This window comes from Sphingobium sp. EM0848 (assembly GCF_013375555.1).
In the GTDB taxonomy this organism is placed as follows: Bacteria; Pseudomonadota; Alphaproteobacteria; order Sphingomonadales; family Sphingomonadaceae; genus Sphingobium.
The window spans coordinates 2,153,822-2,177,484 of sequence record NZ_JABXWB010000001.1; the positions used below are offsets into that span (position 1 = coordinate 2,153,822).

Genomic DNA, 23,663 nt, shown 5'->3' on the forward strand with positions numbered 1-23,663 from the left:
CACAACCCTTCCCGACTCATGAGTGTTGCTGTCCCATAACGGATAGGAAGCGGAAATGCGATTCATTGGTGGCCTGTTGCCGGTCGTGCCGCTGGTGCTGGCCGGCGGGCTTCATCGACCTGCAGAAAACGCAGGAAGGACGCCTGCCCGAAGTCGCGATCAAGGGCGGCCAACTGCCCAAATATGAGGCCAGCGTGGCCAGGGTCGAAGTCGGCAGGCGCAAGGAAACGGTGGAGGGGCCCACGGCAGAGGTGAAAAAGCCCTGATTTTCCCTTTCCGGGCCGATGCTGTAAGGGCGGACGCATGTCATCGCCCTTCCCCCTGCCCGATCCCATGCGACGCGCTCTGGACCTCGCCCGCGCCGCGCAGGATGCCGGTGAAGTGCCGATCGGGGCCGTCATCACGCTCGACGGCCGGATCATCGGCGAGGGAGAGAATCGCAACCGCCGCGACAACGACCCCACCGCCCATGCCGAAATGGTCGCGATTCGCGCTGCCGCCGCGCATATCGGCGATTTCCGCCTGACCGGCTGCGACCTTTGGGTAACGCTGGAGCCTTGTCCGATGTGCGCGGGCGCGATCTCGCACGCGCGTATCGCCCGGCTCTATTATGCCGCGTCTGACCCCAAGGGCGGCGCCATCGAACAGGGGCCACGGCTCTTCACCCAGCCGCAATGCCTGCACCGGCCCGAAGTCTATGGCGACCTTGCCGCTGCCGAGGCCTCAGCGTTGCTGCGGGACTTTTTCGTCGCCCGGCGCTGACCAGAGCGACGCGAAAAAGTGGGCGCGGGTTTTTGCCCAAAAGATGCTCGACAAAAATGACGGCATACCGCGATTAACGCGGCGTGCTGTAATCGATGCGGTACAGCGTATAGGGCAGCGTCAATCCGGTCTTCAGCGCCACCGGCTTCAGCCAGCCTGGCACGTCACCCCGCATCAGCCCGGCATAAAAGCCCTTGGGACTGCGCGCCTGATAGATGGTGCCTTCGGGAAAGCCGGGGCAGACCAGCAAATAGGTCGCATGATGCTTCGCCGCGATGGGCCGGAAATCTTCCGCCGAACCGTCATAGGCATGGTGCATGTCCAGAATCACCGCCCCGTTGCGATGATAGGGGCCGGCCACGGCGCTGTGATGCGTCACCGCGATCAGGCGCGGCCCCAGATCGACCATGGTGAAGATGGTGGCGGCAGGAAGCTGATCCAGCACCTGCAGCGCGGGAAGCGTCCGGCAACGGCCATTGGCCTTGTCGATCGCCGCCCGCCTTGTCTTGACCGCCGCTTTCTGCGGCTTGGGCTGGACGCCGGTCGCCTTGGCCCAAAGTTGGTTGATCTGCGGATAGAGGGGCGTGGCAAAGGCAACCACCCCCAGCAGCGCCACGCCGACCAACGCCAGCCCACGCACCAGAGGGCGCCCCGTGCCGACCATGCAGAGCAAGCGGTACGCAGCCCAGGCGGCAGGCGGAATCGCCAGTAATTGCGCCGCCGGCCCCGCCCGAAGCTGCCAGAACAGCAGAGCGGTCGAAAACAGCATCATCAGGCCTACAGTGGCCCATGCCCAGAGCCGGTCGGCATCGCGCCGCGAATCCCACAGCGCCCAGATCAGGCCGATCACCCCCGCCGCCGGGATCGCCATCAACGGTACGATCAGGCTCCAGGCCTGCACGGTGATCGGCTTGGCCTCGCGGATATTGGCGAGCCAGAGCTTCTGGAGTTCGGGCGAAATCTGATAGGCGCCGGACAGGCATTGCGGCCAGCTCAGCCAGGCAAAGGCCGCCACGCCCATTCCGACGACGATCCCCGCCCCCAGCCGCGCCGGCCAGCTTTTGAGCGGCAGCAGCGCCAGCAGCACCATCCCCGCCGAAGCCACCGCAAAAATCGCAACCCAGATGGGCGAGATCGCATCGCACACCATGTCCCGATTGGCATAGCTGGCGAACAACAGGAAGGAGAGCGACGTTGCCCCGGTCAGGCTGAGCGCATAGGGCAGCATCCGCCGCGCCGCGCCCTCCTTGAACACCCAGCGCAGGGCGATCAGCGCGCCGCCCGCCGCCAGATAGACGATCATCTCCATGCCGATGGCAATGGACAGCGCGCTGCTGACCCCCGCGACAATGCCGCCGCGCAGCCAGTTGCGATCGATCAGCCCCGCCAGCATCAGCACGGTGAAGGCAAGCTGCCAGCCATGATGGTCGATGCGCATCGGCATGAACATGCTGACGCCCATCTGCGCGGCGAAGGGCGCGATCGCCGCCAGGAACCAGCTATTCCCCCCGGCAAGCCGCCGGGCGATGAAGCCCAGCCCCAGCATCAACGGCAGCAACGGGATCATCGGCGCAATGGCGCAGGCCAGCCGATCCGCCAGTCCCTGATCGACAAAGGCGCGGAAGAACAGCATCAGGCCCGCAATCGGCAGGTCGACCAGCCGCGACCAATGGATGTTGAACCCGGCGGGCGGATCGAGCCGATATTGCCGCAGATCGTACCAGCCCTGCCCGGCCAGCCAATCCTTCACCTGCGCATAGCGGATATTGTCGTCGGTATCGCTGAGCGTCAGCCAGTGGATCTGCGGCCAGCGCGTCGCGATCAGCCCCGCCATGACCGAAATCCACAGCAGGACAGTGAGCCACTTCCAGTTACGCGATCCATAAACGGACATTTCGGTCGCGAAGGCAGCGACGCGGGCACGCAGGGCAGACCGGCTTTGCAAGTTCATGGCCCGTGGATTAGAGGCTCCGCAACAAAGCGCAACGGGGCGGCATGAAAATCCTCCAAATCCTCACACCGGAAAAGCAGGCGCTATTCTGGCAGATCGTCCGCTACGGCGTCACCGGGCTGTTCGTGACCGCCTGTCAGGCCGCAATTTACTGGACGCTGGCCGCCCCGGCCGGGCTGCACCCGCAGATCGCCAACGGCGTCGGCTATCTGGCGGCGGTGATGATCGGTTATGTCACGCATAGCAGCTTCACCTTTCGCGGCCATGGCAGCCGCGACAATCAAACGGCGCGCGGCGTCCGCTTCGTCGCGGTATCACTGATCAGCTATGCGTTGAACGCGCTCTGGGTGTGGCTCTGTGTCACCCATATGAAATGGCCGGAATGGTCGCCCATCCCGGCCATGATCTTCGTGACGCCGGCCGTGGTGTTCGGCCTCAACCGGCAATGGGTGTTTCGATAGGCGTCAGTGGACGAACCGCGCCACCACGTCGCGATAGGACCGGCTGACCTTCACCTGGGCGCCGGATTCCAGCACCAGGAAGCATTCGCCATTGGTATGCGGCTTGACCTGCCGCACCTGGCTCAGGTTCACGATGGTCGATCGATGCACCCGCTGGAAATTGCGCGGGTCCAGCCGCTTCTCCAGATCCTTCATCGTCTCGCGCAGGATGAGCGAATTGTCGGCGGTGTAGATGCACATATAGTCGCCCGCCGCGTCGATCCGCTCGATCGAATCCACATCCACGCGGAAAATCTGGCCGCGATCCTTGATGTTGATGAGCTTTTCGAAGCGATTGGCGGCCGGCGCCTCTTCATCCGCCGCCGCGAAATCGCTCATCGCGTCGGGTGCGACTTCCGCAAGCACTTCACGCAGCTTTTCCGCTTCCTGCACCTGCTTCTTTTCCGACAGACGCTGGCGCACGCGATCAAGCGCATCGGCCAGCCGCCCTTCCTCGACCGGCTTCATCAGATAATCCACCGCCTGCGCCTCGAAAGCGCGGATCGCGTGGTCGCTATAGGCGGTGCAGAAGATGAAAAGCGGCGGTTCGACCTCCATCAGCCCCTGCACGACGGAAAATCCGTCGAAACCGGGCATCTGAATGTCGAGGAACACAAGGTCGGGCTTATGCGTCTTGATGGCGCGGATCGCTTCACGGCCGTTGGAACAGGTTTCTACGATTTCGACATCCTCATGCGCTTCCAGACGCAGCTTAAGGCCCTGAATAGCCAGGCTTTCGTCGTCGACGAGGATTGTTCTGATGGTCATGCGGCCACTCTCGATGGTTCATCCAAATTCAGCGGCATTTCGATCACGACCGAAAAACCGCCTGGCGTGGAACGCGTCTCGAAGCTCTGTCGTTCCCCGAAGGCCTGAATCAGCCGGTCGCGGATGTTCGCCAGGCCAACGCCCGTTCCTTCGCTGACCAGATTGTTCGGGCGGGTGAACCCCTCATTCAATCCCGGACCCGTATCGGATACGATGATCCGGACGTTTTCACCGGCAGGCTGCGCCGTGACGGAGATTTCCGCCCCCTCCTCCTTGGGCGTGACCGCATATTTGATCGCATTCTCGACCAGCGGCTGAAGCAGCAGGGAAGGCAGGCGCGACTGCGCAACGGCCGGATCGATGTTGAAAATCGGCCGCAAACGGTCCTCAAACCGCATCTTTTCAATCTCGAGATAAAGTTTCAGTGTCTCGATCTCCTGCTCGATGGTCACCTGAGCGGTCGGTTCGTTGATCAGAGTATAGCGTAAAAAGGAGGACAGGCGCGAGAGCATTGCATTGGCCCGATCGGTCTGTTTCAGCAGCACCAGCGTCGAGATCGAGTTCAGCGTATTGAACAGGAAATGCGGATTGAGCTGGTAGCGCAGCATCGCCAACTGCGCGCTCGACGCCTGATTCTCCAACCGCAGCAGCTGGTCCGCCTGCTCCTCCACCGTCAGGTAGAAATTGATCGCGTAATAAAGTGCCGACCACGCCCCGAGCAGCGTCATCGACAGGTAGAAGGCGCCCAGGAACAGCTGCAACCCCGCCGTATCGCTACCCCGGTTCTGGGTCGAGAATACCCAGGCGTCGATAAACGCCACCAGCCCCGCTGCGGTCACCACCGTCAGGATCGACAGGCCCCAGGTGACGATCGGCCGCTGCTTCAGCAGAAAACGGAACACAACCGCGATCAGCAGCGTCACCGAATAGCCCGACACGGTCGAGATCATCACCGGGATCAGGCTGGAAAGCGGCTGTCCATTGGCGATGGTCGACGACCCGCGCAGCAGGAAGGCCCCCGCCCAGCCCACCGACTGGAGGTTCCAGAAAGCGCGGTTCTTGTCCGCGAAGAAGGGTTGGGGCTGGAAACGATGCACAGACATTGGGTTCAGCCTAATGCATCAGGCAAAAAAGTGGGAACCGGTTTTTTCAAAAAGCGACCCAACCAGAAGCGCAGCCGCATGCCGGCCTCACGATCAGGCGGCTGCGGCGGGTTCCTGCGTCACCGGCGTCACTTCATCGACGCACACCCAGACCATATCGCTCGGCTCCAGCGCACGGCCGTCATGCGCCTGCACCGTCATCTGGCGGATCGGCTGGCGGTCGCGCCGGTCGGCCAGCACCTGGCAGGAGATGGGACCGCAGCCCCATTTTTCGCCCCATTGCCGCAGCGCGATCATGGCCGGCGCCAGGTCCTGTCCCTTTTCGGTCAGCCGATATTCGACCTTGCGCCGGTCGCACTGCATCGGCTGGCGTATCATGATGCCGTTTTCCACCAGCCGCGCGAGCCGGTTGGCCAGGATGTTGCGGGCAATGCCCAGGGTCGACTGGAACTCCTCAAAATGCCGGATGCCCGACAGGGCGCCCCGCAAGATGAGGAACGACCAGCGTTCACCCATAGCCTCCAGCGCGCTAGGCAGCGCGCATTGTTCCAGATCCTGCGCCAGATTATGCTTCATCGTCTTCACTTGATAGCTCAAAGCCACCCGCGTTGCAAAAGTGCAGCGTTATTGTCTTTAAATGGGATTTTTTTGTTGCACAGCAAGGGGCATCGCGGACAATCGACAAACGATGTTACGCCAGTACGAACTTGTTGAACGGGTAAAGCGCTACGATCCGGATGCGGACGAAGCGATGATCAACCGCGCCTATGTGTTTTCGGTCCAGAAGCATGGCAGCCAGAAGCGCGCCAGCGGCGACCCCTATTTCAGCCATCCGATTGAAGTCGCCGGTATTTTGACCGATTTCAATCTGGACGACCAGACCATCGTGACCGCGCTGCTGCACGATACGATAGAAGATACGCTCGTCACCTATGAGGAGATTGAGCACGCCTTCGGCAAGGATGTCGCCAGGATGGTCGACGGCGTCACCAAGCTGTCGAAGATCGAGGCCATGTCCGAAAATGAGCGGGCGGCGGAGAATCTGCGCAAATTCCTGCTCGCCATGTCGGACGATATCCGGGTGCTGCTGGTGAAGCTGGCCGACCGGCTGCACAATATGCGCACGCTGCACTTCATCAAGAATGAGCAGAAGCGCCGCCGCATCGCCCGCGAGACGATGGACATCTATGCCCCGCTGGCCGAGCGGATCGGCATGTACGACTTCATGCGCGAGATGCAGCTGCTGGCCTTCCGCGAGCTGGAGCCGGAAGCCTATGACAGCATCACCAAGCGGCTGGAGCAGCTGAAGGAAGGCGGCCATGACAAGGTCGACCGGATCGGCGCGGAACTGCAACTGCTGCTGGGCGGCAAGGGGCTGTCGGTCACGGTGTCGGGCCGCGAAAAGCATCCTTACTCCATCTGGAAGAAAATGCAGGAGCGCCATATCAGCTTCGAACAGCTGACCGACGTCATGGCCTTCCGCGTGATCACCGAAACGACGGAGGATTGCTACCGCGCGCTGGGCGTCATCCACCAGACCTATAAAATGGTGCCGGGCCGCTTCAAGGACTATATCTCCACGCCCAAGCGCAACGGCTACCGATCGCTGCACACCACCGTCATCCATCAGGACAATGCCCGGATCGAGGTGCAGATCCGCAGCCGCGACATGCATCATGACGCCGAACTCGGCCTCGCGGCGCACTGGGCCTATAAGCAGAAGGGCGACGCCGGCGACCATCAGGCGGCGTGGCTGCGCGATCTGGTCGAAATCCTGGAACAAAGCCAGGACGCGGATGAGCTGCTCGAACATACCCGCATGGCGATGTATCAGGACCGCATCTTCGCCTTCTCTCCCAAGGGCGAGCTGCACCAGTTGCCCAAGGGGTCGACGCCGGTCGACTTCGCCTATGCGGTGCACACCTCGCTCGGCAACCAGACGGTCGGCGCCAAGGTCAACGGCCGAGTCGTGCCGCTGCGCACCACGCTCGAAAATGGCGATCAGGTCGAAATCCTGAAGTCGGAAGGGCAGGAGCCGCAGCCCGGCTGGCTGACCTTCGCCATCACCGGCAAGGCCCGCGCCGCCATCCGCCGCTATATCCGCCAGAAGCAGCGCGGCGAGGAAGTGGCGCTGGGCGAAAAGCTCTATGAGGAAATCATTGGCCGCTTCTCGCCTGAACTGGCGAGCGAACTAGGCGACAAGGCGCTGAAGGCAGCACTCAAGCGCCTGAAGCTGGACGATCGCGGTTCGCTGATGGTCGCCATCGCCACCCACCGGCTGCTCGATTCGGAAGTGATGGAGGCGCTGATCCCCGGCTCCACCAGCGCCGAAGGAATGGAGGAAGCCCACCCGCGCCAGCACGCCCCGGTGTCGATCCGTGGCCTGACGCCGGGCATTGCCTATAATCTGGGCGATTGCTGCCACCCCGTCCCCGGCGACCGCATCGTCGGCGTCCGCCGCACCGGCGAGCCGATCGAGGTCCACACCATCGACTGCCGCTCGCTGGAGGCGGGCCAAGATGACGACTGGGTGGATTTGAGCTGGGACAGCAAGTCCAAGGGGGGCACCGCGCGGCTTCAGGTCATCGTCAAGAATCAGCCAGGCGCTCTGGCCGCCGTCACCAATGTCTTCGGCGCGACCAAGGCGAACATCCTCAACCTGCAACTGGTGAACCGCGAAGGCCCCTTCCACACCGACATCATCGACCTGGAAGTGGCCGACGCCCAGCACCTGAACCGCATCCTCTCCGCCCTGCGCGGGCTGGACACGGTGGTGCAGGCGGATCGGGTATGAGGCGCGCCCTCCACGCCCTTCACATGTCCTCAGGGCGTTTTGGGAGGCGCCTTGACACCTGCTTCCGATGCCAAATCTCTCCATCTTTTCTCATCAAGATGTTCTGACAAGCCTGCCATATAAGCGCTGGTGCCCTCATCCCGCATCAGGTCTGACATGGCTATCTGTCCAAGGGTACTGAACGCCTGTTCGATAGCGCCCCCATTTTCATATTTGAGTGCGTCAACCGTTTGCTTTCGGCAGTCTTCCAATAGCAGCCTTTGCATCAGCCTTGCCGCGTTGCCGGTCAAATCTTTCGATTGTTCCGCTGAAACACGCGCCATGTCCTGAATCTTCGGATTGGTTGCCATGGCCGCGAATACCCAACGCACAAAAACGGTTCGATCCTCCGGCCTCGCCGCCGCAACGAGACAACGACTAAGATCGTCCTGATACAAGCCAGCCTGTGCGGCATCCAGTGAGAGCGCCGGAACAAATGCCGCCGATGCCGCAATAACGATACGCAAATGCCATAGCTTCATGTTATTCCCCGTTAAAGTTCGCACATCGATGCAACCCTCATGGGTGACTGACAAGGCCTAAACCTGTTCCCAATACCAATGCACTTCCATGAGTACAAAGATTCAACGTGACAGCCCGTCCCCATCTCTGTAAGGGGCCGGCAGCAGACCCCTTCGGGGGTCTTCCGTCCGAGACAGTTGGTGAAGGGAATTGGCCCTTCTTAATTTCCAGCCTAGACGGGGAAAAGTTCTTTACCGGCGGGGCTTTGGCCTGTCCGGGTCTGCCTGTTCCCATGAGGATACGGGCCAGTCGATCTCTCCCCTTCGGACTCAATGCCCCGCGATTCGTCGCGGGTTTTTGCCGTTCGTTCGGATTTTCCGGGCGGACATGAAGTGGAGAATGGCATGGATCGTAATCAGAAAGCTGAGGTCGTTTCCGCGCTGAACGCACATCTGGCAGAGGTCGGTGTGGTCGTCGTGACCCGCAACCTCGGCATGACGGTCGCCCAGTCGACCCAATTGCGTCAGAAGATGCGCGAAGCCGGTGGCACCTACAAGGTTACGAAGAACCGCCTCGCCAAGATCGCCCTTGAAGGCACCAGCTACACCGGCATCAGCGACCTGCTGACCGGCCCGGTTGGCCTCGCCTCCTCGGCCGATCCGGTTGCCGCCGCCAAGGTTGCAGTCGAATTCGCCAAGACCAACGACAAGCTTGAGATCGTTGGCGGCGCGATGGGCGATGTGATGCTGAACGCGGAGGGCGTCAAGGCGCTCGCCTCGATGCCGTCGCTGGATGAACTGCGTGCGAAGATCGTTGGGCTGCTCGTTGCACCCGCGACCAAGCTCGCAACCGTCACCCAGGCACCGGCTGCCCAGCTCGCGCGGGTCTTCAACGCCTATGCGGAAAAGAACGCGGCCTAAGGGCTGCGTTTTTTCCGAAAGTACGTTTTCAACTCAATTTTTAGGGAATGATTTAACATGGCAGATATCAATGCTCTGGTCGACCAGCTGTCGGCCCTGACCGTCCTCGAAGCCGCTGAGCTGTCGAAGGCTCTGGAAGAAAAGTGGGGCGTTTCGGCCGCTGCTGCTGTCGCTGTTGCTGGCCCCGCCGCTGGCGCCCCGGCTGCTGCCGCTGCTGAAGAGCAGACCGAATTCGACGTGATCCTGACCGGCGACGGCGGCAAGAAGATCAACGTCATCAAGGAAGTCCGCGCCATCACCGGCCTGGGCCTGACCGAAGCCAAGGCGCTCGTCGAAGGCGCGCCGAAGGCCGTCAAGGAAGGCGCCAGCAAGGACGAAGCCGAGAAGATCAAGAAGCAGCTGGAAGAAGCCGGCGCGACCGTCGAACTCAAGTAAGTTCGGGTCGGGCCTCGCGCAAGCGGGGCCTAGCTTCCCGGTTTCGACCGGAAGAAATCAGGGCGGCACCTTCGGGTACCGCCCTTTTTCTTTGGAAATATTGGATAGCCGCCGCGAAGCTGACGGCTCTGGGGAAGGCGTTTGTCCTATTCCGCCGCCAGCGCATAACCCGAGCGCGGCAATTCCTGCCCCAGCGCATCGACGATCGCCGCCACAACCCCCTGCATCCGGTCCAACCCCTCCCCCGGCTGCTCCAGCGCGGCATCGAGGTAGAGGCTGCGGTCGAACTCCAACTGCATGGCATAAAGGTCCTCATCCGGACGACCATGGCGCTCGATCATATGCCCTCCGGCATAGGGATGGTTCTGGGCTGCGACCACGCCATGAAGCGCGGCCACATCCGCCGCCAGCGTCATCAGCCGGGCCGATGCGCTGCGCCCGAAGCGATCACCCAGCACCAGTCCCGGCGGGTCCTGCCCCGCAGCCGGCGGCGGCAAGGGCGGCATGGAATGAAGATCGATCAGGATCGCATGGCCATGCGAATCTCGCGCTGCCCGCATCATCCGCGCCAGCGCAGCGTGATAGGGCCGGTGAACCGCCTCGATTCGCCGTTGCACTTCCGCCCAGGCCAGCGGACGCAACCACAATTCATGCGCGCCCGGCAAGCGCCGGGGGATCAGGCCCAATCCGCCGCGCAGTTTCGCGCTGCTATGCAGGGCCACGTCGCGCGGAAGTCCCATCACCATGCCGGGATCGACTTCCCGCTCATGACGATTGAGGTCGATCATCGCCCGCGGCGCCCGCGCGACCAACACGCGATGGCCGCGTTCGATCAACCTGTGGGCCAGCAGATCCGCCCAGCGATCCTCCAGCCGCCAAAGCATGTCGGGCCGGACCCGTGCCTGTGCCAGCAGGGACTCGTCATAATCGCGGCCGGCATGGGGAACCGAAATGACGACCGGGCTGATCGGCGTTTCCGGCCCGAAAAGATCATAAGCGGCGCAGGATTCGACCGGAACGGATGGCGCCCTGTGATTCAAACCATGCCCTTTCGCACGCGGCCGCCCAAAAATGGTTACTCGGCTGGATAATATTTACACCTTGTCGCATATAAGGAGCCTACATGCCATCCGCGAAGGGCGGCAATCATGGGGTCGGCCGTAACGGGCCAGGGGCGAGAAAAACGGGGCGATGGTTCGAATATTGCTAGCCGAAGATGATGACAGCATGCGCGCTTATCTGGCCCGCGCTCTGGAACGGTCCGGCTATGAGGTCATCTCTGTCGCCACCGGAGCGGAAGCGCTGCCGCATATCGCGAGCGACCGGTTCGACCTGCTGCTGACCGACATCGTCATGCCCGAAATGGACGGCATCGAACTGGCCCAGCATGCCGCCGCCGTAGCGCCCGACATGCGCATCATGTTCATCACCGGCTTTGCCGCCGTCACGCTGAAAGCCGGCAAGGCGGTGCCGCAGGCGAAGGTCCTGTCCAAGCCCTTCCACCTGCGCGAACTGGTGCTGGAGGTCGAACGGATGTTCGGCAGCGAAAGCCTGACCGGCCTCAACTAAACGGCTCTAACCAGCCGCGACTTCTTCCATATCCGGCAAGAGCGGCAACGGCTTGCCCGCCATGGCGGCCGCGAAACGCTCGCGGTCCAGTCCCTTTTCCCAGACCGACACCACGACCGTCGCCACCGCATTGCCGACGAAATTGGTGAGGCTGCGGCATTCGCTCATGAAACGATCGACGCCCAGGATCAGCGTCATGCCCGCCACGGGCACCGACGGCACGATGGACAGCGTCGCCGCCAGCGTGATGAAGCCCGCCCCCGTCACGCCCGCCGCCCCCTTGCTCGACAGCATGGCGACCAGCAGCAGCAGCAACTGCTCCTCCAGGCTCAGATGCACATTGGTCGCCTGCGCGATGAACAGGGCGGCCAGCGTCATGTAGATATTGGTGCCGTCCAGGTTGAAGCTGTAGCCGGTCGGCACCACCAGCCCGACCACCGACTTGCGGCATCCGGCCCGCTCCATCTTCTCGATCAGGCTCGGCAAGGCGGCCTCGGAGGAAGAGGTGCCGAGAACCAGAAGCAACTCCGCCTTCAGATAGCGGATCAGATGCAGGATGTTGAACCCCACCGCCCAGGCCACAATGCCCAGCACCCCCAGCACGAACAGCAACGACGTCAGATAGAAGGTCGCGACCAGCCCGACCAGATTGGCCAGCGTCCCCAGACCATATTTGCCGATGGTGAAGGCCATGGCGCCGAAGGCCCCCAACGGCGCGACCTTCATCAGCAGCGACACCAGTTTGAAAATGGCATGGCTGGCGGATTCGAGCACCGTTATCAGCGGCTCCGCCCTTTCCCCGATCATGGTCAGCGATATGCCGAACAGGATCGCGACGAACAGCACCTGCAGGATATTATGCCCATCCGCCACGGCGGAGATCAGCGTGCCGGGGATGATGTCCATCAGGAAACCCGTCAGGGTGCGATCATGCGCCTGCTGCTGATATTGGGCGACCTTGCCAGCATCCAGCGTCGCGGGATCGATGTTCAGCCCCGCGCCGGGATGCACAACATTGGCGACGATCAGGCCCACGACCAGCGCCAGAGTCGAGAAGGTGAGGAAATAGGCAAAGGCCTTTGCCGCGACGCGGCCGATCGCGCCCAGTTCCTTCATCCCCGCCACGCCGGTGACGATGGTCAGGAAGATGACCGGCGCGATGATCATCTTCACCAGCTTGATGAAGGCTTCGCCCAGCGGCTGCAACGCCACGCCGGTTTCGGGGAAAAAATGGCCGATCGCCACACCCAGGGCGATGGCGATCAACACCTGAACATAAAGCTGGCGCCAGATCGGCAGCCGCGCAGAGGTTTGATCGGACGGCATTGTCGATGGCAGCATGGTATCCGGCCCCCTTCTCGCACCGCAGCATATGGGCTGACAGCCGCCTGTCCAGAAGAATAGCAAAAAGGTGAATTTCCCGCTTGCGCTCCCTGCCGCCCCCCGCTATTGGCCGCCTCCACAGTGGGCGTGTAGCTCAGTGGTAGAGCACTGTGTTGACATCGCAGGGGTCGCAAGTTCAATCCTTGCCACGCCCACCATCGAAAACCCCGTAAAACCAACGGTTTTGCGGGGTTTTTGTTTGCCTGGGGCAGACCGCTGGTCGAGCCCGACCACCGGCATTTTCGGCAAATTTTGGGCAAATCACCCCCCTCATTTGGCAAATTCTGGGCATGCAAATGCCGGGCCGTCGCAGCCAATTCCCGAGTCGCACACGCTGCTGAAACCACTTCCGGCGAAGGCGAATCATCGCCCTTCGCCGATGCCGAACAGGGCCAGCGGGACAGCCTTTCAGAAGCGGTCGACGCTCAGCCTGCCAAGCACTCTCACTGGCAGGCCATGCGCTGGCGCGAAGCGGAACGCCTGTCGCTCAATCCAGGCTCGGGCACCACCGCACCCTCACGGACACCCCCGTCCTCTCCAACGGAACCCTAGGCGCACAACGCGCCAGGCCTTCAAGAAACAGGTCGCGCTCTCGTCACGCATGCCGAGCAAATCCGCTCGGCATAGGCGCGCGATCAAACGCTAAGGAAACCAAGATGCTCTCCATCCGTACCCGTGGGAAGCACGGCATCTATTACATTCGAGGCTCGGTCGGACTCGGCGAAAAGAAGATCATCGTCAAGGAGTTCAGCACAGGCACGAACGACCGTGATGCGGCAGCCCATCTGATGGCTGAACATGAAACGAAGCTGCGACACCAACTGATGTTCGGTCCGGCAGCCCTTGTTGCTCAAGGAACCATCGCTCAGGCTTTTGACACCTACCTGACAAAGGCGAGGACGCCTGGCGCGTCGGACGTCCTGCGCATTGGCAAGCTCAACGGTCTGATCGGAGACTTCAGCCTGCGCGAGCCGAAACAGGCCTGGGAACACTTCCGCCGCGCCTATCTAACCGGCCATGACCCGGCTGGTCAGGACCGCTACCGCGCCGTGTTTCAGGCGGCGATCAACGTCCATCACGACCTGCATGACCTTCCGCCCCTGCGGATCAAGGCCATTCCGTTCAACAATGAACGGGTGCGCTTTCTCAGCAAGGAAGATCGCGACCGGCTGATGGCCGCCTATGCGCCTCACATACAGCCGATCATCACCATGCTTGCTTTCCACGGCCCGCGCATCCAAACGGCACTGCAAATCCCCTGGGGCGTCGAGGGCGTCGACATGCACGAAGCGTCGATCCGGCTCAACCACAGCAAGAATGCCGTCATCCGATCCGTGCCGATGCACCCTCGCGTCATGGACGTGCTACGTCCGATCTGGGAGAAGCGGGGGCAGCCGACAAAGGGGCATGTCTTCCTCAACCGGTTCGGCCAACCTTATCAGGATACGCGCCAGGCCAAGATCCCCGGCGGCAATCCGATCAAGAACCAGCACGCCACCGCCTGCCAGCGCGCGGGAATAGAGGATTTCACTGTGCATGACTGGCGCCATCATTGGGCGTCGCACTGCGTGATGGCGGGGATCGACCTCATCACCATCATGAACATGGGCGGCTGGAAATCGCTACGCATGGTCCAGCGCTATTCCAGCGTCAGCGTGGATCATATGCGAGCGGCAATCAACAAGCTGGACTGAAGCGGCGGTCTGGCGTGCAATGTGGAGCAGGCAACGAAGACCGGCTCCACATATTTTTCCTGAAACCGGCCAAAACATCGGCCAAATGATCGGCCAAAAGGACACCTCCCAAGCCTTGAGGCCAAGAGATAGAGCCAATTGCTTTGATACCAAGAGCGGCCAGATGATTGCTGAGCAGCCTGATGAAAGCCCCATCCTGCGGAGATTGGCATTCTTTATCTCCGCGCAAAATGCGGAGATAAAATCTTTCACGTGCGGAAAAAGCATGTCATATTATCCGCATTAGGTGCGGAGAATATGGCGACATACATTTACCAACGGGACGGCTGGCCCCAGTTCCACTGGATACAAGATGAGCTTGTCGATCAGCTCGCCGCCGTCAGCCGTCACCAGGGACGGCTGATTGGTCGGATGGAAGCGCTCGGGCTGCATCTGCGGGCTGAAGCGGTGTTAGAAACGCTCACCGAGGAAGTCACCAAGTCGAGCGACATCGAGGGTGAGACGCTCGACCGCGAGCAGGTTCGCTCGTCGCTCGCCCGGCGGCTCGGTATGGATGCCGCTGGCCTCAAGACACCTGACCGGCACGTCGAAGGCGTTGTTGAGATGATGCTCGACGCCACGCAGAACTACGCGGCGCCGCTGACAGCTGAACGCCTATTTGGCTGGCATGCTGCGCTGTTCCCTACTGGACGCAGCGGTATGAGCCGCATTGTTGTCGGTACTTGGCGCATCGAGGAATCAGGTCCGATGCAGGTCATCTCCGGTCCCTTCGGTAGGGAAAAAGTGCATTACGAAGCGCCGACCTTCGACCGGCTCGACGGCGAGATGGCCGTCTTCCTCGAGTGGATTGAGAATGGACCGGCGATCGATCCCGTGTTGAAGGCCGCGATCGCGCATTTGTGGTTCGTCACCATCCACCCGTTCGACGACGGCAACGGCCGCATTGCACGTGCCATTGCCGACATGGCGCTGGCGCGGTCGGAAAACAGTCCGCAACGCTTTTACAGCATGTCGGCCCAAATCAGGACTGAGCGCAAAGCCTATTACGATATCCTGGAAAAGACTCAGAAGGGCGACATGGACATCACCGGCTGGCTGCGCTGGTTCCTGGCTTGCCTCGACCATGCTTTCGACGGCGCGGAAGTCGTCTTGGAGAACGTCATCAGGAAGGCGCGCTTCTGGGAAGCGCTTGCCGGCGAAAAGCTGAACCACCGCCAGCAGGCGATGCTCAATCGCTTGCTCGATGGCTTCGAAGGAAAGCTCACCTCCTCCAAATGGGCGGTCATCATGAAGACTTCACAGGATACTGCCTCACGCGACATCAATGATCTGGTTGCGCGCGACATCCTGCGGAAGGACGAAGCTGGCGGACGCAGTACAAGTTATTCGCTAGTCGAAATCGCCGCATGACCCGTTCGAGCGAAATTAAGCAGAAGAGGTAGCGATACAGGGATTTCTATAGATCATGACTTGCGTGATGTGTGATTTATAGAAGTATGGCTATCGATCACGGATCTGGTCGCGGCCGCCTTGCGGTGATGCCGACAGCCTGTCATCCGACCGTCGAGAGATAGGCCGACGGCGCGCATTGCGCAGCCTCGCTCTCCATCCGGCCTACCCGATAGAGCGTCAAGTCTATATTCTTAAACCGCAATCGGCTACGCAACTTCGATGGATAGGAAAGCGCCCGACATCGACAGGCCCTTGCTCATCCTTGATCTGGATGAAACACTGATCCATGCACGGGAGGAAGAGCTGAATCGGACGGCGGACTTCCAAATCTTCGGCTACCATGTCTATCGACGGCCATATCTCGCCGATTTCCTCAGAAGGGTTCGGGCGGATTTCGACCTCGCTGTCTGGTCGTCCGCCTCTGACGACTATGTCGCCGCCGTCGTCGGCCATATTTTCAGCGCCGACTGTCCTCTGCGTTTCGTATGGGGACGGAGCCGTGCGACGTTGATGCGGCTCGTCCGCGATGAATATGGCTACACCTATGATCCCTGGGACCACCGCCGTTATCTGAAACCACTCAAGAAGGTAAAGCGGATGGGATGGCGTCTGGAGCGGATGCTGATCGTCGACGATACACCAGAGAAATGCGTCAGGAACTATGGGAATGCGATCTATCCGCTTCCCTTCGAGGGCGACGAGGCCGATGCTGAACTCTTGTCGTTAGCGGCCTATCTCTCGTCTCTCAAAGACGAACCAGACATGCGTCGGATTGAAAAGCGGCGCTGGCGCGAGTTGATGGCCGCCTCTGAGGATTAAGAAAGCTGGGTTGGTGCCCAGCCAGTTAGATCTTGCGGATCGGACCCGGATATTGACCGACAAGGCTGTCCGCAGTGAGCAAGACGATCCCTTCGACCATCGACTGAGCGATCAGCAGCCGGTCAAAGGGATCCTTGTGAATGGGCGGCAGCCCGTCGATCGCGACAGCATGTTCGCTAGCCACAGACAGTTCGCCATAGCCATTGTCCAGTAGCCCGCGCCGCAACAACCGCGCATCGACAGCGAAATCCTCCCGCCCCAATGCGCTCTTGATCGCGACCTCCCACAAGCTGGCCGCGCTGAAGAAAAGGTCGTTGTTCTTGTCCTCGATCAGTTCGCGCGCTTCCACCGACAAGCGCTCCGGAAATCCCGCGGCCCAGATCAACAAATGCGTATCCAGCAACAGCTTCACGACTGTCCGCCAAACAGCGCCTCTATCTCCTGTTCGCCCATGCGGTCGAAGTCAGCGGGCACGCGCAACTGGCCCGCCATGAAGCCGAGCCTTTTCGCCTTGTCGCTATCGGGAGCGCTGAGCGGCACGATCTTGGCCACTGGCTTGCCAGCCTTGGCAATGATGAAGCCGCCACTGCTGGCGACCCGATCGATCAACCGGGACAAATGGGTCTTGGCTTCGTGGATGTTGACCGTATCCATAAATGCACTTCTCAAACTTAGTTTGCTAGACTTAGTCTAACCTTTGTCCTTCTGAGGCGCAATGGCCCTGAACAAGTCGCTTCATCATAGTTTCTAGCCCCGCTCGCCAATCGGGTAAGGTTTTCCCATGCGCCCGCACGACCCTTATATGTGTGATAATGTCCTTTATCACACATTATCGGAGATTCGTTGGAGCCGTTTAAACGGCTCCGAGAGTTACCGCGAAAGAGGGTGCCCCATGACCGACGACAAGCTGCCCGATGACAACCCCGCCGAGCGTGCCCAGGCCGAGGCCCTGCGCGACCAAGCCCGCACGAGCGGTCTGCGCTTCGAGGCGTATCTACCCCCAGCGCTGGCCGACTGGATACTTGAGCGCATCGAGCGCGGCATATTTGCCGATCCTTCCGAAGCGGTATTCGCGATCGTGCGAACCTATAGTGAACTGGAGCCACACCGCGATCTTCGCGACGAGCTGCTAAGCCGGATGCTGGACTCATCGGCAGCCGAACTGGAATCGGCCCGCCCCGCCGACGAGGTGTTCGCCGAGCTGCGTCGGAAACTGGCGCAGCCCCTTCCAGAGCCAGTCCGGTGGGAGAAGATGGCGCGATGAATTGCCCCCTACCCAGACCCTCCCAGCCTGGCGCTGCCCGCGCTGGTCGCGGCGGCCGACGATGCCACGCGGCAGCGCTTCCTTGAGTTCTTCGCGGTGATGGTCGGCCAACTTTAAAACCTCGTCGAGGCGGTGACATTGGCGGCGCTTAACGTCCGCTAATTATATCATGCCCAAAAGTGGGCGAAAATTGCTGGTTGATGATATGATGGGCAGCCGGACTCGATGGAGGTGGAACATGGATACCGGAACCGAGCTTGCGATCCGTGCCATCATCCGTGCCCTATATAATACGGAAGCGATCAATGCGCGGCAGGTCAGGGGCATTATGAGCGCCATCAAGGACGCCGCAGGCGCAGCGCTGGATCGCCGTGAGCCGGAGACAGCAAAAATGCTGGCCTCCCTTTGCAAAGGCGTTCATCTCGACACAGCTGTCACCCCGCCCGAAAATACGTAGCAGAAATTATGCGCTTCAGCTGGACTTGAGCCCATTTCTACGTTTGGCGAACATGCGATCTCCGTCGAGAAATGCCTCCAGCATCGCTGGTACAAGTTCAGTGACCGGTTCCTGCTTCCCATAAGTCTGGCTGTATAGCGTAGCATAGTCGAGGAGCGCTTGGTGGAGATTAGGAAGAACGGTAATCGTTATCTTCACCGGCGTTCGATCTGGGATACGCGGCAATTTCAGATCAGTCATGTTCCACTCCTATTCTTTCCATGGCGGAAGGACGAGATCGCGATGAACAAGCAATCGTACCGGCGTTCCCGGACGAATGATGATCGTCGGCTGCACCTGAAGATTGTGCGAGGTGATCTGATCGCCAGCCCGGGACACATTCTGCTGGGCCGCCTCGCGGACAGCCCGCACCAGATCGCTCTGCCCGGCAATGGAGAGATTGGCGCCAACACCCAGCAAGGTCGAGATCGCCACGCCCTGCAGCAATCGCAGACTATGATGATCGACCTTGTCCGCCAGCCCCGCATAGCCCGATGTGTCGGTCGCCGGCGCATTATCCAGCCGGATCGAACTGCCGTCGGGCATGATGATGCGCTGCCAGATGACCAGGGCGCGGTTCTGCCCATAGCTGATGGCGCTGTCGTATCGGCCGATCAGTCGTGCTCCCTGCGGAACGAGCAAGGTGCGACCGCTTGGGCTGTCGTAAACACGTTCCGAGACCTGGGCGGTTACTAGGCCGGGGAGGTCCGATCGCAGACCTGTGATCAGGCTTGCCGCGATCACGCTGCCTGCTGACAATATATTCGGTGCCACGGGCGGCTCCCGGCTGTGCAAATTGATGTCGCCCTCCCCCTGAGACGACATCATGAACCGCTGCTTCCTCTCCTGCCCGTTTGGATCGAAATCCTTATCGGGGGCTGCCCCCTCTGGCATGTTGGCCATCGGTGTGACCTGCGCCACCGATGCTATTCCGGTGCTGGCCGCTGTTCCACCCTTTTGCGCGGCGATGGCCAGCAAGGAAGACTGACGGGCGGCTTGCAGATCGGCCGCAGCTTTCTCGCGTGCAGCAGCCGCAGTTCGTGCATCAGCGTCATCTGGCCGTGCACCGGCCAAATCATCTCCTTCTCGTTGCCGCTTCAGGATCGGGCGTCCCAGATCACCCGGCAATGGCGGTCCCAGCTGTGGTACCGCATCATAGCTTTTGGGCAATCCAGCCAACTGATCCGATGGCAGGTGCGAAACCTCGGCATCATTTATCGACATACCGATAGCCACGGGTCGATGCGGCGCCAGCGCCCACCACATCGTGGCTGCGATGCCAATGGAGAAAATGGCGACACCGCCCACCAGAATATTGCGCTTAAACCTTAGGGCTCTCACCGGCTGAGCCCGCATCTGCAGCGTTGCCGGATTTTCCTTTGGTCGGACTTCTTCCGTCGGTGGGTGAGCAGTGCCGTTTTCCGGCAGTTCGCCGCTTGGTGGGGTTTCCGCCCGTGACTCCTGTCCGCTCATGAGGACCTCCGCCGGCGAGTTGCACCCATCCGTTTGACCCGCACGACCTGCTGCTTCCTGGTGCCAAAACGCAGCTCAGCCTGGTCAAAAATCCGGTCGACAATATAGAAGTGATCCTTCAGCCGATAATTGACGAGCTGCGCTGCACCCTTGCCATCGACCAGAAAGAGTGGCGGCGCATCGCCAACGACGATCGATGCCGGAAACTCGATATAGGTCTGCCGCCCGTCATCAAAAGCGCGGAGCGGACGCCATGCCGGCGCATCGCCTGAAATCTCATAATTGAAATGCAGTTGTTCGACCTGAATTCCTACCGCGATGGGTTCGGCGGCAAGGGCTGCGTCGCTCGCGCGGTGTAGAGCCAGCAAGGCATCTTCAGGATAGCTCCACGAAATGCCCGTCAGCGCAGTCCGACCGGTGCTGACCAGCGCCAGATGATAGGCACGGCGATCGGTCGTAATGAGCAGATTGGTCGACAGGCCCGCCAGGCTGGGTTTGATCAATATATGGGTCCGCTTCGCAGCTCCGCTTCCGCTGGACGTATCGCCTATGACCCAGCGAACGGTATCCCCGCTTGCGACGGAGACGAGCATTTCCCCCTGCTCCAGCGCGATGTCCGTTATCCGTTCGGGCGCGGTGATCAGCTTGTAGATCGTTCCCGCCGAATAGGGATAGACCTGCACTGCATTGAGGAACGCATCGGCTTTGGGCGCCAAGGTGGCATTGCGATTGGCAAGCTCGACATTCGCCGGGCCACGATTCTGCACGTGCGCTGACATGTTTCCTCCATCGGCGATAGCGGGCGATGCAATCATGGTCAGCATGGTGATCGACGTGGTTGATATACGGATCATGGCTGCGCCTCCATCCTGTCGGCCGATGGGTTGGAAATGGCTGTTGGCGCTGCCGCTGCCCGTTGCGCCTGGGAGGCGTCGCCCTCGATCTCCCGGCTCCAGTCAATCGCATCGACATAGATGCCGAGCGGATTGCGGCGGAGGTCATCGGCAGTTCGCGGAACCTTGGTGACGAAGGTCAATATGGCCGTCCAGCGCGACGAACCCGCCTGGCTCCCCCGCTCATATTCTGTCTCGGCCCATTTCACCTGAAAGGATTTATTCGACGCGCGCAGGACGCTCGTCACCTGCACCGAAGCCGTCTGTTCACCGATCCGGGCGAAGGGTTGCCGCACCCGCGCATATTCCCCGAGGAAAATGGCGCCCCGTTCACTGGCAAAATCATAAGCCTGCAACCAGTTGCGGCGCATGAGGACAGGATCGAGCGACACACCACGCACATTCTCGATGAACCGTGCCAGCTGATATGCGATCTGCGGATCGGTAGGCTGATAGTCGGCCTCGGCCTGCGACACCGCCCTCGCCTCACCCAGTCGATCCACCTCGACAACATAGGGCACGACGCGGCTTTGCAGCGATTGCCAGATCAGGCCCGATGCCATTGCGCTCGACAAGGCCAATGTGCCGAAAGCCATCAATCGCCAGTTCCGCGCCTGCACGCGCGCGCTCCCGATCCGTTCGTCCCAGAGCTGACCCGCACGCTGATAGGGCGTTTCGGGCGCTGGAGTCTGACCATAGCGCTGGACTGCTCGTCGAAAGATCATCTCAGTCGTCCTTTTCGTGAATGTCGGGGGTGACGGACGCGCCGCCACGATCGCCTTCCTTCAAGGTCTGCGCGGCAAGGTGACGGTGATGACGCCCCTCCTGACGGCGTTGCATCGCCTGCGCCCAGTCCGGTATATCGCCCCGCTGCGCCGCAGATGATTTTTCACCGCCAGTGCCCAGCGCCGACCAGGCCGCCTCCCGCCCCCGCTCGGCGGCGGCGGCGATACCCAAACTGCTTGCCGCCTTGTTGCGAACGGCATGGCCGGCTGCCTTGGCGACGCCGCCCAATCCGGCGGCCATGCCCGAAGAGCCAGACGTCTCCTGGCCTAGCTTGTAGGATGCCTGCGCTGCCGACCCCATCATGGTGCCGGCCCGGATCGCGGACAGTGCCCCACCGGCAAGCGCACGGCCACCACCGATCGCTGCGGCACCGCCGAGAGCCGCGACCCCGGCAGCACCAGCCACGCTCCCGACGGCGGCTCCAGCTCCCAATTGCGGCGCGCCGGCGGCGAGACCTGATGCCATGGCCGGCGCAAAGATACCCAGGCCGAACAGGGCAAGCGCTGCAAGCACCAGGCTCATGGCCACGCCGATGTCGGGGTCCTGGCCTTTGAGGGCGCCCACCATCTGGGCGAAGAAGCTGGAACCGATCCCGACAATCACGCCCAGCACCATGACCTTGATGCCGGAGCTCACGACATGACCCAGCACGCGTTCGGCCAGAAAACTCGTGCGGTTCCAGAGCGCGAAGGGAATGAGAATGAAGCCCGCCAGCGACACGAGCTTGAACTCGATCACGGTGACGAACATCTGCACCGCAAGGATGAAAAAGGCGAGAATGACGATCACCCAGGCGAACAGCAATATGGCGATCGTCAGGAAATTGTCGAAGAAGCTGGTAAACCCCATCAGATCGGATGCCTGGTCGAGCAGCGGCCACGCCGCCTCGAAACCGGCTCCGGCCAGCCGTCCGGGCTTCAGCAGATCGTCGGCGGACATGCCGCCGCCACCCGCCGTCAGCCCGGCCGCGGCAAAGGAACGGAAGATGATTTCGGAAAGAGAGGAGAAGCTGTTGATGATGAACGCAAAGGCGCCAACGAAGAGGATTTTCTTCAGAAACCGCCCGATCACATCCTGCTCGCCCCCCATTGCCCAGAACAGCCCCGCGAGGGTCATGTCGATGCCGATCAGTGTCGCCGTCAAAAACCGCACATCGCCGCCCAGCAGGCCGAAGCCGCTGTCGATATAGGCGATGAATGTCGCGAGAAATCGGTCGATGACATTGAGATCATTCATGAGACAGGGTCCTCATGGGCTTTGGTGTCGCGGAGCCCCGCTGCGAAAGGGGCTGTTGATGAGCGAGACTCCGCGACGAGGCAGCGTCCGGCCGTGGGGGAGCGGCGGGACCGGCGCTGCCTCATCTCAATTTCGGTTATAGGCAGAGCCGGACCCAAGAAATTGCCTGGTCGCGGCGCGCGCGTCAGCCTCGGCCTGGATCCGGCGCGCCTCTTCGACCGTCTGGGCACGGAAATGCGCGGCCATCATATTCTGGATCTGGAGCTGCTGCTTGGCAGCCAATGCCAACAACTGGTTGGTCGCCTGAGCTGCCTGCAACGCACCCTCGGCGCCCTGGCTCTTCCCTACCAGCGTTTCGATGGTGGCAGCATCCTGGGCAACATTGCCGACGACCTGTGACTGGATGCGCATGGACTGCTGATAGGCATCCTTGGCAGCGTCGAAACGTTCCCGTGCCGATGCCAGACGTTCATCGCTCCGCATCGCCATATCATAATTGTTTGGAAAGAGGTGCTTGAACTGACTGTCGAGCGTGTCGATCCGAAAATCGATGCCTTGGGCGCTGGCCATGAGCTGGTCGACGGCGCGCAGTTTTTCGGTCAGTTGCTGTAGCTCAGGAAAGCTGATGCGGCCGAGATTCTTCGCCATGTTGGTCAGCATTGACGCTTCATTCTGGAGCGACTGGATCTGCTGGAGGGTCCGGGCAGCGGTCAGCAGGTTCTGTGCATAATTGGCGCTGTCAAATACGGGGATGGCATGGGCTGGCCGGCTCTGGAGGATGAGACCCGTTGCCATGGCGCCGGCAGCACCCAGGGCAAGGGCAGAAGCGACAAGATATTTCTTTAGGGGAATGCGCGCTTTCAT

At 61.2% G+C, this 23,663-nt stretch carries 26 protein-coding genes, 1 tRNA gene and 1 pseudogene; 13 read left to right on the plus strand and 15 right to left on the minus strand.

Features of this window, described 5'->3' with window-relative positions; genetic code table 11:
• The first annotated feature begins 55 nt into the window (after positions 1-55).
• Together HUK73_RS10370 and HUK73_RS10375 are read left to right on the plus strand one after the other, a co-directional pair.
• Positions 56-266: pseudogene (locus HUK73_RS10370) on the plus strand (hypothetical protein).
• 37 nt (positions 267-303) lie between these two features.
• Positions 304-762, plus strand: a complete 459-nt coding sequence (locus HUK73_RS10375; protein ID WP_176591828.1) for a nucleoside deaminase — start codon at positions 304-306, stop codon at positions 760-762.
• Positions 763-835: 73 nt separating this feature from the next.
• On the opposite strand, the gene HUK73_RS10380 is transcribed toward HUK73_RS10375, so the two are convergent.
• The gene (locus tag HUK73_RS10380; protein ID WP_176591829.1) at positions 836-2,713 is read right to left on the minus strand and encodes a hypothetical protein; all 1,878 of its coding nucleotides are present in this window, start codon (positions 2,711-2,713) and stop codon (positions 836-838) included.
• Positions 2,714-2,757: 44 nt separating this feature from the next.
• On the opposite strand from HUK73_RS10380, the gene HUK73_RS10385 reads away from it, so the two are divergent.
• Complete coding sequence (locus tag HUK73_RS10385; RefSeq protein WP_176591830.1) at positions 2,758-3,174, plus strand: GtrA family protein; 417 nt, start codon at positions 2,758-2,760, stop codon at positions 3,172-3,174.
• 3 nt (positions 3,175-3,177) lie between these two features.
• On the opposite strand, the gene HUK73_RS10390 is transcribed toward HUK73_RS10385, so the two are convergent.
• The 3 genes from HUK73_RS10390 to HUK73_RS10400 all read right to left on the minus strand — a co-directional run bounded on the left by HUK73_RS10390 (position 3,178) and on the right by HUK73_RS10400 (position 5,660).
• Entirely contained in the window at positions 3,178-3,981 is an 804-nt protein-coding gene (locus HUK73_RS10390) for a LytTR family DNA-binding domain-containing protein (protein ID WP_176591831.1), read from the minus strand.
• Positions 3,978-5,084: a sensor histidine kinase gene (locus HUK73_RS10395; RefSeq protein ID WP_176591832.1), complete on the minus strand. Its 1,107-nt coding sequence runs from the start codon at positions 5,082-5,084 to the stop codon at positions 3,978-3,980. Before HUK73_RS10395 ends, HUK73_RS10390 begins: the two co-directional genes overlap by 4 nt.
• Before the next feature lie 93 nt (positions 5,085-5,177).
• A complete protein-coding gene (locus tag HUK73_RS10400) occupies positions 5,178-5,660 on the minus strand; it encodes a helix-turn-helix domain-containing protein (protein ID WP_176592916.1) in 483 nt (160 codons plus the stop codon).
• A gap of 112 nt (positions 5,661-5,772) precedes the next feature.
• On the opposite strand from HUK73_RS10400, the gene HUK73_RS10405 reads away from it, so the two are divergent.
• A complete protein-coding gene (locus HUK73_RS10405) occupies positions 5,773-7,878 on the plus strand; it encodes a bifunctional (p)ppGpp synthetase/guanosine-3',5'-bis(diphosphate) 3'-pyrophosphohydrolase (RefSeq protein ID WP_176591833.1) in 2,106 nt (701 codons plus the stop codon).
• Between the two features lie 29 nt (positions 7,879-7,907).
• On the opposite strand, the gene HUK73_RS10410 is transcribed toward HUK73_RS10405, so the two are convergent.
• Positions 7,908-8,399, minus strand: a complete 492-nt coding sequence (locus HUK73_RS10410; protein ID WP_176591834.1) for a hypothetical protein — start codon at positions 8,397-8,399, stop codon at positions 7,908-7,910.
• 384 nt (positions 8,400-8,783) lie between these two features.
• Between HUK73_RS10410 and rplJ the strand changes: the two genes are divergently transcribed.
• Complete coding sequence (rplJ, locus tag HUK73_RS10415) at positions 8,784-9,299, plus strand: 50S ribosomal protein L10 (RefSeq protein ID WP_176591835.1); 516 nt, start codon at positions 8,784-8,786, stop codon at positions 9,297-9,299.
• A gap of 57 nt (positions 9,300-9,356) precedes the next feature.
• Positions 9,357-9,734 carry a 50S ribosomal protein L7/L12 gene (gene rplL / locus HUK73_RS10420; protein ID WP_176591836.1) on the plus strand — a complete coding sequence of 126 codons (378 nt, stop codon included), beginning with the start codon at positions 9,357-9,359 and terminating at the stop codon, positions 9,732-9,734.
• 146 nt (positions 9,735-9,880) lie between these two features.
• Here the strand turns inward: rplL and HUK73_RS10425 are convergent, their stop codons facing one another.
• Positions 9,881-10,774 (minus strand): N-formylglutamate amidohydrolase, encoded by an 894-nt coding sequence (locus HUK73_RS10425; protein WP_176591837.1) that lies wholly within the window; start codon positions 10,772-10,774, stop codon positions 9,881-9,883.
• Positions 10,775-10,925: 151 nt separating this feature from the next.
• On the opposite strand from HUK73_RS10425, the gene cpdR reads away from it, so the two are divergent.
• Entirely contained in the window at positions 10,926-11,303 is a 378-nt protein-coding gene (gene cpdR, locus HUK73_RS10430) for a cell cycle two-component system response regulator CpdR (protein WP_176591838.1), read from the plus strand.
• A 6-nt stretch (positions 11,304-11,309) separates the two neighbouring features.
• On the opposite strand, the gene HUK73_RS10435 is transcribed toward cpdR, so the two are convergent.
• Positions 11,310-12,644, minus strand: coding sequence for a dicarboxylate/amino acid:cation symporter (locus HUK73_RS10435; RefSeq protein ID WP_176591839.1), 1,335 nt, complete (start codon positions 12,642-12,644; stop codon positions 11,310-11,312).
• Positions 12,645-12,769: 125 nt separating this feature from the next.
• On the opposite strand from HUK73_RS10435, the gene HUK73_RS10440 reads away from it, so the two are divergent.
• From HUK73_RS10440 to HUK73_RS10455, 4 genes are all read left to right on the plus strand, one after another.
• Positions 12,770-12,844 (plus strand) — tRNA-Val (locus HUK73_RS10440).
• A gap of 498 nt (positions 12,845-13,342) precedes the next feature.
• Positions 13,343-14,380 (plus strand): site-specific integrase, encoded by a 1,038-nt coding sequence (locus HUK73_RS10445; RefSeq protein ID WP_176591840.1) that lies wholly within the window; start codon positions 13,343-13,345, stop codon positions 14,378-14,380.
• Positions 14,381-14,677: 297 nt separating this feature from the next.
• Entirely contained in the window at positions 14,678-15,790 is a 1,113-nt protein-coding gene (locus HUK73_RS10450) for a Fic family protein (RefSeq protein WP_176591841.1), read from the plus strand.
• Positions 15,791-16,051: 261 nt separating this feature from the next.
• Entirely contained in the window at positions 16,052-16,651 is a 600-nt protein-coding gene (locus tag HUK73_RS10455) for an NIF family HAD-type phosphatase (protein WP_176591842.1), read from the plus strand.
• A gap of 25 nt (positions 16,652-16,676) precedes the next feature.
• Here HUK73_RS10455 and HUK73_RS10460 read toward each other — a convergent pair whose 3' ends face one another.
• A complete protein-coding gene (locus tag HUK73_RS10460; protein WP_176591843.1) occupies positions 16,677-17,063 on the minus strand; it encodes a type II toxin-antitoxin system VapC family toxin in 387 nt (128 codons plus the stop codon).
• The gene (locus HUK73_RS10465) at positions 17,060-17,305 is read right to left on the minus strand and encodes a type II toxin-antitoxin system Phd/YefM family antitoxin (protein ID WP_176591844.1); all 246 of its coding nucleotides are present in this window, start codon (positions 17,303-17,305) and stop codon (positions 17,060-17,062) included. Before HUK73_RS10465 ends, HUK73_RS10460 begins: the two co-directional genes overlap by 4 nt.
• 238 nt (positions 17,306-17,543) lie before the next feature.
• Here HUK73_RS10465 and HUK73_RS10470 point away from each other — a divergent pair, with 238 nt between their 5' ends.
• Positions 17,544-17,915: a CopG family transcriptional regulator gene (locus HUK73_RS10470; RefSeq protein ID WP_176591845.1), complete on the plus strand. Its 372-nt coding sequence runs from the start codon at positions 17,544-17,546 to the stop codon at positions 17,913-17,915.
• Positions 17,916-18,153: 238 nt separating this feature from the next.
• Positions 18,154-18,372: a hypothetical protein gene (locus tag HUK73_RS10475; RefSeq protein WP_176591846.1), complete on the plus strand. Its 219-nt coding sequence runs from the start codon at positions 18,154-18,156 to the stop codon at positions 18,370-18,372.
• A gap of 15 nt (positions 18,373-18,387) precedes the next feature.
• Here HUK73_RS10475 and HUK73_RS10480 read toward each other — a convergent pair whose 3' ends face one another.
• From HUK73_RS10480 to trbJ, 6 genes are all read right to left on the minus strand, one after another.
• Positions 18,388-18,612 carry a DUF2274 domain-containing protein gene (locus tag HUK73_RS10480; protein WP_176591847.1) on the minus strand — a complete coding sequence of 75 codons (225 nt, stop codon included), beginning with the start codon at positions 18,610-18,612 and terminating at the stop codon, positions 18,388-18,390.
• 9 nt (positions 18,613-18,621) lie between these two features.
• On the minus strand, positions 18,622-19,884 hold the full coding sequence (locus tag HUK73_RS10485) for a TrbI/VirB10 family protein (protein ID WP_176591848.1): 1,263 nt from the start codon (positions 19,882-19,884) through the stop codon (positions 18,622-18,624).
• Positions 19,881-20,738, minus strand: a complete 858-nt coding sequence (trbG, locus tag HUK73_RS10490; protein WP_176591849.1) for a P-type conjugative transfer protein TrbG — start codon at positions 20,736-20,738, stop codon at positions 19,881-19,883. The genes HUK73_RS10485 and trbG overlap by 4 nt, the downstream gene beginning before the upstream one ends.
• Positions 20,735-21,502, minus strand: a complete 768-nt coding sequence (gene trbF, locus HUK73_RS10495; RefSeq protein ID WP_176591850.1) for a conjugal transfer protein TrbF — start codon at positions 21,500-21,502, stop codon at positions 20,735-20,737. Before trbF ends, trbG begins: the two co-directional genes overlap by 4 nt.
• A gap of 1 nt (position 21,503) precedes the next feature.
• Positions 21,504-22,799: a P-type conjugative transfer protein TrbL gene (gene trbL, locus HUK73_RS10500; protein ID WP_176591851.1), complete on the minus strand. Its 1,296-nt coding sequence runs from the start codon at positions 22,797-22,799 to the stop codon at positions 21,504-21,506.
• Positions 22,800-22,925: 126 nt separating this feature from the next.
• The gene (gene trbJ / locus HUK73_RS10505; protein WP_176591852.1) at positions 22,926-23,663 is read right to left on the minus strand and encodes a P-type conjugative transfer protein TrbJ; all 738 of its coding nucleotides are present in this window, start codon (positions 23,661-23,663) and stop codon (positions 22,926-22,928) included.